Below are 11,721 nucleotides of genomic sequence, written 5' to 3' on the forward strand. Positions count from 1 at the left end.
ATGATTTTTTGGTGTGTGCCGCGCGGAGCGCGGCACACACCAAAAAATTGAACCATATCCAGGCGTGAAGCGCTGTAAGATTGCTTTATAACAAAAATGAATCAAGATTACGTTATGTAGCAATTGGAAAAGATAGCGCTACGCAATTGAAGAATTGTATTGGTTTGCCGACTGACCGCTTCGACCTCCCTATACTTGGGTTTATTCTCATTTGTGGACTGAATAAGGAGGTCCTCCTATGATTCACACCTATGAAGTGTTTGTCGATATTCGGGAATATTTGGGGCAAAACGACATGGCTTGTCGCAACAATTCCACCCGCTATGAAATTGATGCGGATTCCAGAACCACAGCCGATTATACCGCTCGCTATCAGGCACGACATGACTTTCCTACAGCCGCCGAGTATGATGTGAGAGTGACTAGGCTATTAAAGTAAGACACCTCTTATTTGTTAAGAGTTGTTTTAGTTCAACCGATTTGAACCGTTGCCCTTGCTCAACGACCGTTGTCTCTGACTCAAAACCGGGTAGCCAATGGTTTAGCCAGCACACTTCAGCCGAAGGGTGTGTTCACGTTCGTTAGAATTTTAATCGTTGACTGCTTAAATATCGTTGACTGCCCGGAACCCCTTTGCCTCACAGTCGTTTATCTAACGGTGATGCTGGAGATTAACGACACATGAATTTAGTTCTGTTAATTGCTGCTGTTATTGTTTCGTTTCTTATTTTCACCTGGTTGGTAAAAGTTGTAAAAGCAACGATTACCACGGCAATTTTTATTGCGTTGATTGTTTTTGGCGCGCAGATTGTATTTGGTATTGGTCCGAATGAGATTTTGGATCAGGTAAAAGGATTTTGGGATTGGTTGTGGCGATCGCTCACGGGTTGAGTTCAGCGGTCACACATCTTCTATAAAAATGGGGTAGTCCTAAAAAAGTAATGATTTTTTGTGGCGCGGGCGTCGCCCGCGCCACAAAAAATCATTAAAATCAGCGAACTTTATACTTGCCCTAAGGTGGGTTGGCGATCGCCTACCAATCGGATTTCTTGCAGCACCGTTAACCCTGCTAACAAATCACGATCTTCACTGACCAACGGAAACTTGATCTGTGCTTCGGCAATACCCCGCACAATCAGCCGCTGACGAAACTGGGCAAAACTGCCAGGTGCGAGAATCCGCAGGCGAGGCAGTGGAATTTGGTCGCGCCGTTTGATTTCATAAAAAGCATGAACGCGCTTCAGCGTGTCATCAAACAGTTGCAAAAATTTTTCGGGGTCATGCAGGGTGTGCCCGGCAGCAAGCTCAATGTTGACCAGATAGTGTGGTGGAATTGCATCATTTGACAGGGTAATGCAGAAATTTTCCAGAGCAACCCCAAACTCTTTCTGCAAAATTTTCATGGTCTGAATCGCATGAAATTCGCTGGTTTTCTCCGTCGAAGAAGACATCACTCCGCCCCGGCGATGGCGGAAAATCATCAACGGTGCCTGTCCGCAAAACCCATCAATTTCTACGATGTCGCCTAGGTCATAGCGATAAAACCCGCTGTAGTTGGAGAAAACAATGCGATAGCGATCGCCCTTTTTGACCTCCCACGGTAAGACGGTTTTGGGATATTCAACCTCCCATTGGTCTTCGGGAATAAATTCAAAAAAGGCACTTTCGATCGCCAAAATGGCACTATCCGTATTGAAATCTCGGTGAACTCCCAGTGTTGCCTCAGCACAGGCATAAATGCCACCAAAAATCGGCGTATCCCCAAAATATTCGGGAAACCGTTCAAAGTAAAAACTCGACGTGCCACCCCGTGCCGTCACCATAAATGATAGGTCTGTCCAGGCGTGTTTTGGTGTAAGGCGTCCATAGGTCGCGACAATATGACGCAACTCAGCCGCCCGCTTGGGATCTGCCGACCATTGCCGCTCTAGCTTGGCGCGCAGATCAGGTTCTAACTGAAGCCAATCGGCAAGCGTTCCGGTTGCTAAATCTTGGATGAAAGACTCTGCATAGTCTGCCATTTGCTCACACATGCGTAGCCCCAAGACCGGAAATGTTGCGCCAATGGCTCGCAGGTTGGGGTCGCGTAGGGCAAACAAAAGGCAGATATAGGTTCGCGTCTGGGTATCGGAAATATTGAATACATCAAAGGGATAGGCAAAAAACTGACGATAGAAAGCACTCAGCAATCCCAAATGACTGGTACTGACGGGGGCATAGGAAATACCTGCACTGGTTTGACCCAAAGGCTTGACAGAAATTGGGTAGAGCATTTTACCCAGGGGTTTGCGATCGCGTTTTGCGGCATCAAACACAAAGCCCATCGCGGCTTGCGCCGCACGCGAATTACATCGGCGCGATCGCTTTGTCACCGGGATTATTTTCTTCTCTCCAGTAGACCCACTACTTAAATTAAAGTAAATCACTGGATCGGCAGTCAAAACGTTCGCTTCACCGTTTGCCATACGTCGCGTATAGGGTTCATAAAAGCTATACGGCTGCACCGGAATTCGCTCACGAAATTGGTCTATCGTTTTGATGTCAGAGAGGTTATAATCTCGTCCAAACGCTGTATTTTGATGCGTCTGTAATAGCGATCGCAAAAACCGTTCTTGAATGAGTTCAGTTTGGTGGGTTTTACGCACAAAACTGGCTTTAGATTGGCGTGCGATCGCACTTGATAAAGAGATAACTGGATTTACCATCGATAGCCTTGAAAACGAAACTGAATGTATTGATTTAAGAATGACGTTGATTTGAGAGTGAGGTTGCTTTAAAAATTACGCTGAGAATTTAAGACGTTGCTTCATGCGCTCCATCACACCATCCAACGTAATTTCATGGGGGGCAAATACCATACTAGGCTCAAGATACTGCAATGGATAATCTTGCTGGATGCGCTTGAACCCGCCACTGGTGATATTGAGTAAGGTATAGTCCCGTTTGCCAATCTTCCCGGCAGTTGCGGCTTGGATCAACGCCGCCGTGGCTACCCCGGCTGCCGGCCCAATATCAATTCCTTCTAATTCTTCAAATAAAACTCTGGCACGCTCAGACTCGTCATTGGTTGTGGCATACATTGCCCCATCGGTATTCACCAGGGCTTCATAGAGACCCCCCACCAATGGGTAAGCGGGTTGCCGATTTGTCAGGACTTGGGCAGACACTTGATCGATCTGCGCCCTTGCGACATCTTCACTGATCAATGGAATTGAGCGACTACGCGTTTTCCAGGCATCGACCATAGGGTTAAACGGTGCATTTTGTGCCAGATGCAACTTCATCCGGTTGCTGCCAAATCGCCCATCTTCTAGCAACCGTAAATTGGCTTCCCAGGCAGAAATACCCCCGGTTCCTGAACCGACTGCCTGGAAATAGTGATCGGGAATGCGCCCGATCGTCACGGCAGCATCTAATACCGTCAGCCCCATGCCATCGCGTCGGGCAACGTTGGCAGCTCCACCTTCCGGGAAAAATTCGTTGAGCTGGCTGATGTACTTACCCAGAGCGATCGCATCAGAATAATCTCCACCGCCGCCCACTACGACCAGACAAACGCTGGGGTGAAACCGTCGGATAGACCAAATTGCCGACACATTTTTTTCTGGAACAACTAGAAATAAAGGGATTTGCCAGTCTGAGCAAACATTGGCGAATGCTCTGCCCGTATTTCCGGCGGAGGCAATGACTAAGGTGCGCGGATGATTTTTAGGAATTCTTGCCAGTACAGACGGGGCTTCTAACTCTTTGAAGGAACACGTCAGCAACTGAGCATTTTTTTCAGGATAATAACCGTTAAAACTAATAAATAAATTTTCTAATCCGAGATACTGAGCAAGATGTTTACTTTCATACGTAATAGGTTTGCCAACCACTTCCAGGTACTGTTCGGTTGGTAACCAATCGATAAACTGGAACAAACCCGGCAGTTCTTTTTTGACCTCAAGCTTTTTGCTGTGGTAGATCGCACGTAAAAGGGAAGGCTCGTGATCGACATCGCACTGTAAACGAAATGGATCTGGCTCGTAGTCTGCCCCACATGCAGTGCAGCGAAGGACATACTTGGCACTGTTCAGTAACTGAAGAGAGGTTTGCAACACCTTAAACCTGTCCTTATTAAAGACTGCAAAATCCAAAATTGATCCTAAATAACATGGGGCAAACTTATGGCATAAGTTCGACCACTTCTCAAATCAGCACATACACTTGACCTAAATCAAACAATTTATCTGTTACATATCGATAAACTATACAGCACTAATTAACAGAGATAAACTTTTTGACGTGAACGCTAAGGTTCAGGTTAAACCATCGTCTCAACAGAGCTGTAGAACAACGCTCAAGGGTACCCCCACTCGCTTTTACAAAATGACTCAGATAAGAGTGCAAAAGCTTTGCTCTGGCAGGCGTTTGTCTTGTCGCTCTCAATCGTTAAGGTGACAACCTACACGCTGACGGCTGTTTTAATCTGCCAGCATGAAACCTATCCGATTCCATCCCCGTGTACATCCTGCCAGGGATAGATTGCGGGTTAGAGCCTCTCACAACCAGTCCTTACGTAACTCTATAAAGGGATGATTTTTTGTGACCCAGGCTTCGCCTGGGTCACAAAAAATCATCCCGATCTTAAAAATGCCGCTGTGTCTACCCAGTAGGGTGATTGCAGCCAGCGATAGATTAAGGTTTGCTGATATCACAAGCCCAAATTTGAGAACAACAGGAGTGTGTATGAGGGGTAAGCAGGTTTTTTGGGCAGTTTTATGTGCGTCAGTCGCGATCGCCATTCCTACCTTAGCCCAACCCTTAGCCCAACCCAGTTCGCCTCCGCTTACGCCAATCGATCGATCTAATCAAAGGGCGATCGCCCAACAACCGCCAGGTGAGCCGCCAGTTGATTTCCCGGTTGATTCCCCAGGTGATCCATCCATTGACTACGACGACGCGGCGCACCTAGCTGCCCAATGGCTGTTGGCAGTGGCTTTACTGGCAGGGGCATTGGCGATTGCGATCGGGGTCTACCATTACAACCGCAACGAAGTCTGGTATCGCATTGAATTTTTGCGTAAAACTGTCAAAGAATTCGAACAAGATCCCGACATTTGGAAAGCACTAAAAATCTTAGATTTTGAAGAATATCGAGACTACGAAATTGTTCATCGAGAGCAGCGCATTATCTTCCGCGTCAACAACGATTTACTTTGCGCTGCTCTTGCCGGTCATGAAGATCGGATCAAACGGCAAGCAGAAATTGACGCGCTCAAAGATAATGGGCAACTCGATGAAGAAACGCTGGCAATTTATCAAATTGAAACGGCGCTACGCGACTGGTTTAATAAAATGCTCAATGGGCTGGAGCACTTTGGCTATTTTGTTGAATCGGGGTTATTTACCGCCAACGAAATCCGTCCCTGGATGATTTATTGGATTCGCTTAATTGCCGATCGCACTTACAAGCGACCCGGTGCTTCTAAGTTTTACGATCAACTCTATAGTTACATTCACGCCTATGGCTTTTCGGGTGTGATCAAACTGTTTGAAGAATTTGGCTATCGCATTATTCCTACACCCTACCAAGAAACCGATTTTGTCGATCTGAGTCAAGGTTTAAAAGATTTTGATGTACAAACAGCACTTAGTTTAGCGAAAGCCTCTCAGTTGATTTATGAAGACTTAAGCTATGTCGCAGAAATCTCTCAGCGGTGGTCGGTTGATGTTAAAAATAACTTCCGCTATTTCAACAATAAAGCGCGAGACACCCAGGCATTTATGTTCCACACAGATGACTTTATGGTGTTGGCATTTCGGGGTAGTCAAGAACTCAAAGATTGGCAAACTAACTTTAGTACTAAACTGCAAAAATTTGCATTGAAGTCAGCGATGGAACCGCTCGAAGAAGACTGGACGCCTCCTAGAGGGCAGGTTCATCGAGGCTTTCAAACAGCCTGGAATAGCGTGGAAGCCAATGTGATCAAGCAGATTCAGCGATGGAATTCAGGGCGATCGCAACCGTTACCCATTTTGATTACCGGGCATAGTTTGGGGGGTGCATTAGCAACCGTCGCTGCCTCGTCTTTAATTAAACGTAAATTTAATGTGCAAGGACTTTATACCTTTGGGCAACCCCGTGTCGGAGACATCGTGTTTGCGACCGAAATTGGGCTATTACTCAAAGGCAAAGTATATCGATTTGTCAATAACAATGACATTGTTCCGCACATTCCACCCCCCTATTTACCATGGAACCCATTCCGTATTTATGTCCACCTGGGGCAAATGATCTACTTCGATTTTCGGGGCACGTTGATCACGCATCCCAATCCACTGTTTCGGCTGGCAGACTTGGCAGTTGGGCTACTACGAGATACAATCCAACCGGGCTTCGATATGGTTAAAGATCACCGCATGGAATATTACATTAGTAATTTGAAAAAGGCAGTTGAGATCGAGTTAGAAAAAACCCGCCTCACCGACGATGAAACTTAAACACCTGATTGACTGACAAAAGTACCAGAAAGCGCATTCCATCGTAGGGGCAGGTTTCGCCGAAATGCCGACTGCAAAGCGATCAGAGACTTGCTAAACCTGCCCTTACAGAGATTTATCAGCCCATCAGCTATCGACCTGTATTTTTTTGAGTCCACAACCCTTCGCTTTTAGCTAGAAGTACCGTTTTCTTCTAGAGCTTCTTGAACAAATAAGCGAGCCAACCGATCGTAGGTGCCCGCCCCAATGTATTTGGGATATTTGTGTTCTCTACTGTATAGCCAGATCAACTCATCAAATAAATAAATACGAATATCTTGAGTCAAGGTTTTGCTCTGCGGCATCAGAGATTTGGCAGCAGTTAATGCATCTGTCCAGCGTTCAAATTCTTGAGAGCTGTCGTTGGCAATGACTTTAAACATATTTTTCGTCTGAAAGGGCATTGCTAAATCCCAGCATAAATTGGAATGGGAACCCGCAGGGTTCCCATTCCAATTTATGCTAAAACCAGACGTTCTCTAAAAGGGACCCATCGGGGGTGTTGGCGACTCCAGATAATTAATTTGGTCGCGCAGCATTTGTGCAGCATCTTCATCGCCCGACTGTTCATACAGTTCCAATGCCCGCCGATAGTTGGTCAGGATGGCTTCTTTTTCTTCCGGGCGGAGTTGTTGTGCTAACCCATACAACGCATCGGCGCGAGACATATAGATTTCTGGATGGGTGGCATCGATGGCAATGGCGCGATCGTAAGCAGCGATCGCCCCTTCATAGTCACCACTGTTATAAAGATTTAAGCCTTCAGAATACGCGATATCGTAGGGCGTTGCCGGTTGGACGGTAATGGTGTAATCGCCCGTTACCATGCCCCCAAACGAACGCGCTTGAATCGTATAGACGCCATCACTGGGCAAGGTGGCAATGATTCTGGAGTTTAGGCTGCGTCCATCATCATCGTTGTACGCAATTTCTTGACCATCGGGGCCGAGTAATGACAGGAGTGAGTCAAAGTCATCACTGGTCATGGTGATGGTGACAGATTGTCCGGCTTTTCCAGTAAACGTATGTTCTCGGTAAGCAGGCTGAAGAACACCGTCTTGCTGTAAAATCATGTCGCCATTTTCCTGGGCGATCGCCGGAGTTACAGACAAGCCAGTAAGACACCCACCCAAAACAGTCACCGTTGCTGCCAGTACGCCTATCTTGCTCAACCGAAATGTACCAATTTTCATACCAATTCCTTTTACAAAACAGAACCCTAACAATTAAGAACCTTCCCTTTCTGGCAAACTCAGGCAGAATTTACTGTAACCCTTAACGGATCGGGATGTTAGTTTACTTAATGCCAGGAAATAGATTGAAACACTAACCCGTGCAAAAATTCCTCATCCCCTGCTCTGGTGCTATCCATTTTGAATGGATCTAGACAGGGTAAGGGGCAAACGAGCGAAGCCTTTGAGCTGAACCCTCGTCTGTCTGATCCTCGATCATTTCAACAAAAGGACTAACGGGGGGATTTGTAAGCAAATACATATCCCCTTTTAGGGTATGTTAGGCGCTAGCCATAACGCACCGTAAACATATTAGGGTCACGCAAGTCCTGATTCTGACAAAAGCCTTCTGACAAAAGCCATAATTCCGAGTTGAACTTTTAAATAAATTCAGCAGTAAACGGCTATTTTCCGGGCGAGTACCCTGTTTATCGGCACTTAACTCAGGTTTTTTCAACACTATTCATCCAACAGCGTTCTAAAAACTCAATCATTTCCGCTGGGTCGTACATTAAGCATTCTTCTAATTTTTGAATTTTATAGTCAAACCAGAAGATCGATGGATTCCAGACGACCTTCGATAACGGGCTAAATAGCATTTGACCAACAAAATCTTTCCAGGGAAATGGAATTTCGACAGAAAACCGACCAACTTTCACGATTCAACCTCCTTGAAGAGAATTAAGACAGTAGGAGCCATTCGTAGTCAGTAGTGAGCCTAAAAGAGCCAATGAAGAGGTGCGTAAAGGCATGAAGGAGCTTTGTTGTCAGCCGTTCGGAGGTTAACCAGTGGCTCAGTCGAGTCGTTGAGCTGATCTGTCAAACTCTGAGATGAACACTAAAACCCCATCGTGGGAGTGCAATCCCCAAACCCCCATGGTGCAACACCAGCTACTGATTGGAAATAAAGAGTGTAGAAAATTAATAGAACATCCTACCTCTTACATTTCTCTGCACCAGAAAGCCGTCATCTTCCTATAGCGGTACGCATCAGGGTGAGGACGGGGTGCAGGGGTGGAACCCCTGCGTGGGGGCACCGTCCCCACCCCCTGATGTCCTAACTGGATGGTGTAGAGCTATAATTCCCAACAAAAACTGAGGAATCAGCCGTTTGGATCAGAATGAGACAGCATCAGACCAAGGGGTATGTTTCAACTGGGCGGATAATTTTATAGAACACCCACGCCGTGAGCGTTTCAAAAAATTACCTACCTATCTATAACATCACTGAAGCAGAGATAGTTTCGCATGATGTTGCGTCTCTGATTCTAAAGAAATTCGAATAAAACATTCCTCTCTATCCGGAGAGAATTTTATCCCTATTCTTTATGAGTTTGGGTCATGGTATCCATGTAATGATTTTTTGTGGCGCGGGCGTCGCCCGCGCCACAAAAAATCATTACATTTCCGGGGCTACCTGAGTTTGGACGTCGCCAGGGCGATCGCTGTTCGCGAGATCTCCTGCTAAATGCTGCCCACATCTAGCTCTATATCCAACCTACAAAAACATTTTGAGGAAATTGTGAAGGTCTCACGTCATCCGCTGCGATCGCCCGATCGCGTGATTTCCCAAAGAATATCGGGTTGCTCAGGTCAGGGTCAGGCTACCCGATCAACACCAACAATAAACTGACAGCGATCATCCCCAACAGGATGAACCATACGGCATTACGTCTTAACCAGAGTGTCAGCGATTGGCTGGGGCTAAGCGTTACCCGTTTCACCAGTTCTCGCGGATGAACATCGGTATACAGGGTGCAATCGCTGGCATAGGGGCGCTGGGGATAGTTGCAGGTGTCATCTGCATGGTAGATACAGGTGTCACATAGGGGGTCTTTGCCCTCGGCTCGATAGAGCGGAATTCCAGGGTGACCATGGGCTTTGAGTACATAGTGACAATGGGGACAGGCGATCGCTTGAGCATCTATCACTTGCCGACAACGGGGACAGTCAGCCATCAGAAGAACATCGTCAATGCAGTACTGTTCAATCCTAGTACACCCATCCATAAAATTGGCGGTACTGATTTTAGGGATGAATTTGCGCGTGAAACCTTCGGTTTCACGCGCAAATTCATCCCGAATGTAGGGTTACATGCCTAACCTTCCCGTAGAAACTTACGCACCTGATATCGAGAAGAATCGACGATTTCATAATCGCCATTCAGGGCTGCGTTAAATTCGTTTTCAACCCGCTGTAGCTCTTGTGCGGGAATCGATTGCCATCCTTCAAAGCTTTCCCAACGAATGATCAAAACAACTTCTGATAACTCATCGGGGCTGATCCACACTTCCTTACCCAAAAAGGCAGGGTAGGCTGAAAGCATTGGCGTCCAAATTTCTTCATCCTTTTGCACAAATCTTTCTCTCAAAGATGGAGCAACATGGATTTTTAGACACTCAATTACCATAGTCATTTCTGCCGAAAACATTTCTGCTGAGTCAACGCTGCGAAAACTTGATGCACAAAGTTCTGCCATTACCCTAATTCCTACTAGTGTTCCAAATGGTATGGTCTGTCAGGTCTGTCTTACGAAAGAATTCTTCTATAGACTGCCCAAAAGATGCCGATTTAGCAGTGTTAAAGCTGCTCAAATTCACACTTAATGTTTAGCAATGCCAAACAAATTTGTAAGAATAAGACTGTAATCTTATTCTCTAAATTTTTGGCTACCCAGAGTTATAGAGATCGGGGATTTCATAAACCGGAGGTTTGATATGGATAGCAACAATATAATTAGACAGTTGTTAATGATTGGCATTGGCACAACGTCATTAGTTGCCGATAAATTGCGTGAAGTTAGCGACCAATGGGTGAAAGATGGCAAGCTGGATTCCGAACAAGCCAATAATTTTGTCAATGAGTTGATGAAGCAACTGAAGACGGAGCAAGGAAACTGGGAAGTGCAATTTCAACGCCAGCTGCGCAATGTGTTGCAAGATTTGGGGGTGCCTCGGCAAAACGAGATGGATGAGTTGCGAGGGCGAATCGATCGCCTGGAACGGCAAGTCCGCGACCTGGAAAATCGGCTTTAGGGATTCTGAGTCATTGTCTTTGCTATCATTGCGCCCCTGGTCTACACCATCGTCATTCATGCATCGTCATTCATGGAAATAGGTGATATAAGCGCTAGATGGGCGAGTACACTGAGAAACGGGCTATAGCTGAACCTTATCTGCAACGTTAGGATTTTGTAATGAGAGGAAAACAGATTGTGAGAGAAATTCTTATCAGTCTAGGGGTGATGGTCGTCTGTTGCCTGTTTCTGGTGGTTGCCCAGTTAAACAAGCCTTCTGAGGCGATCGCCGCTGAAATGTCTCAACCGGAAATAACCGAAACAATCCCAGAGATTGTTGCCACAGGTGCGATCGCTGAAGCTCCCGAAGAAACACAACCTTCCACATTTTTAGATGATATGGCTAGCGAAGCAAATGTAACGACGACAACGTCTGGACTCAAATACGTTGACCTGGTAGAAGGAACGGGTGCCACCCCCCAACCTGGTCAGACTGTAACCGTTCACTACACGGGCACCTTAGAAGATGGCACTAAGTTTGACAGTTCCCGCGATCGCAATCGTCCTTTTTCTTTCAAACTGGGCGTCGGTCAAGTGATCAAAGGCTGGGATGAAGGCGTCGGCAGCATGAGAGTCGGCAGTCGTCGGCAACTGATTATCCCGCCGGATCTGGGCTATGGTTCGCGCGGTGCGGGTGGCGTCATTCCACCCAATGCCACGTTGGTGTTTGACGTAGAACTGTTGAAGATTGGGGGTTAAACCCGATCTCGTCTTGAACGGTGCTATTATTTTGCCTGCGGCAAATCCTCTGGTGAAATAATGGGGTGGCGCGGCTGAGCCGCGCCACCCCATTGTTTCTGATGTTCAACTTAATGACCTACGCAATTAAGTTATACCGATTTAGTGTGAAGCTGCGTCTTATTCAACCCCCGGCTGTCGCCGTCCCCCTTG

General features: G+C 46.5%; 12 protein-coding genes. 5 read left to right on the plus strand and 7 right to left on the minus strand.

The genetic code is table 11. The features are described from left to right. Positions 1 to 238: 238 nt before the first annotated feature. Both ACR6Z4_RS23905 and ACR6Z4_RS23910 read left to right on the plus strand, forming a co-directional pair. A complete protein-coding gene (locus tag ACR6Z4_RS23905; protein WP_479719844.1) occupies positions 239 to 439 on the plus strand; it encodes a hypothetical protein in 201 nt (66 codons plus the stop codon). 242 nt (positions 440 to 681) lie between these two features. After that, positions 682 to 891, plus strand: coding sequence for a hypothetical protein (locus ACR6Z4_RS23910; protein WP_479719845.1), 210 nt, complete (start codon positions 682 to 684; stop codon positions 889 to 891). 110 nt (positions 892 to 1,001) lie between these two features. Here ACR6Z4_RS23910 and ACR6Z4_RS23915 read toward each other — a convergent pair whose 3' ends face one another. Both ACR6Z4_RS23915 and ACR6Z4_RS23920 read right to left on the minus strand, forming a co-directional pair. Next, entirely contained in the window at positions 1,002 to 2,705 is a 1,704-nt protein-coding gene (locus ACR6Z4_RS23915; RefSeq protein ID WP_479719846.1) for a GH3 auxin-responsive promoter family protein, read from the minus strand. 75 nt (positions 2,706 to 2,780) lie between these two features. After that, entirely contained in the window at positions 2,781 to 4,100 is a 1,320-nt protein-coding gene (locus ACR6Z4_RS23920; RefSeq protein WP_479719847.1) for a cysteate synthase, read from the minus strand. Positions 4,101 to 4,728: 628 nt separating this feature from the next. On the opposite strand from ACR6Z4_RS23920, the gene ACR6Z4_RS23925 reads away from it, so the two are divergent. Continuing rightward, positions 4,729 to 6,483, plus strand: coding sequence for a lipase family protein (locus ACR6Z4_RS23925; protein ID WP_479719848.1), 1,755 nt, complete (start codon positions 4,729 to 4,731; stop codon positions 6,481 to 6,483). Between the two features lie 170 nt (positions 6,484 to 6,653). Here the strand turns inward: ACR6Z4_RS23925 and ACR6Z4_RS23930 are convergent, their stop codons facing one another. From ACR6Z4_RS23930 to ACR6Z4_RS23950, 5 genes are all read right to left on the minus strand, one after another. Next, a complete protein-coding gene (locus ACR6Z4_RS23930) occupies positions 6,654 to 6,926 on the minus strand; it encodes a hypothetical protein (protein ID WP_479719849.1) in 273 nt (90 codons plus the stop codon). 75 nt (positions 6,927 to 7,001) lie between these two features. Then, positions 7,002 to 7,715 carry a tetratricopeptide repeat protein gene (locus ACR6Z4_RS23935; protein ID WP_479719850.1) on the minus strand — a complete coding sequence of 238 codons (714 nt, stop codon included), beginning with the start codon at positions 7,713 to 7,715 and terminating at the stop codon, positions 7,002 to 7,004. Positions 7,716 to 8,197: 482 nt separating this feature from the next. Continuing rightward, positions 8,198 to 8,413 carry a hypothetical protein gene (locus ACR6Z4_RS23940; RefSeq protein WP_479719851.1) on the minus strand — a complete coding sequence of 72 codons (216 nt, stop codon included), beginning with the start codon at positions 8,411 to 8,413 and terminating at the stop codon, positions 8,198 to 8,200. A 945-nt stretch (positions 8,414 to 9,358) separates the two neighbouring features. Beyond that, on the minus strand, positions 9,359 to 9,712 hold the full coding sequence (locus ACR6Z4_RS23945; protein WP_479719852.1) for a zinc ribbon domain-containing protein: 354 nt from the start codon (positions 9,710 to 9,712) through the stop codon (positions 9,359 to 9,361). Positions 9,713 to 9,852: 140 nt separating this feature from the next. Next, the gene (locus ACR6Z4_RS23950; protein ID WP_479719853.1) at positions 9,853 to 10,233 is read right to left on the minus strand and encodes a TIGR03792 family protein; all 381 of its coding nucleotides are present in this window, start codon (positions 10,231 to 10,233) and stop codon (positions 9,853 to 9,855) included. Between the two features lie 238 nt (positions 10,234 to 10,471). Between ACR6Z4_RS23950 and ACR6Z4_RS23955 the strand changes: the two genes are divergently transcribed. After that, positions 10,472 to 10,789 (plus strand): phasin family protein, encoded by a 318-nt coding sequence (locus tag ACR6Z4_RS23955; RefSeq protein WP_479719854.1) that lies wholly within the window; start codon positions 10,472 to 10,474, stop codon positions 10,787 to 10,789. Positions 10,790 to 10,968: 179 nt separating this feature from the next. Next, positions 10,969 to 11,529, plus strand: coding sequence for an FKBP-type peptidyl-prolyl cis-trans isomerase (locus ACR6Z4_RS23960; RefSeq protein WP_479719855.1), 561 nt, complete (start codon positions 10,969 to 10,971; stop codon positions 11,527 to 11,529). Positions 11,530 to 11,721: the final 192 nt, after the last annotated feature.

It is taken from the genome of Calyptranema fuscum S582, from assembly GCF_055793305.1.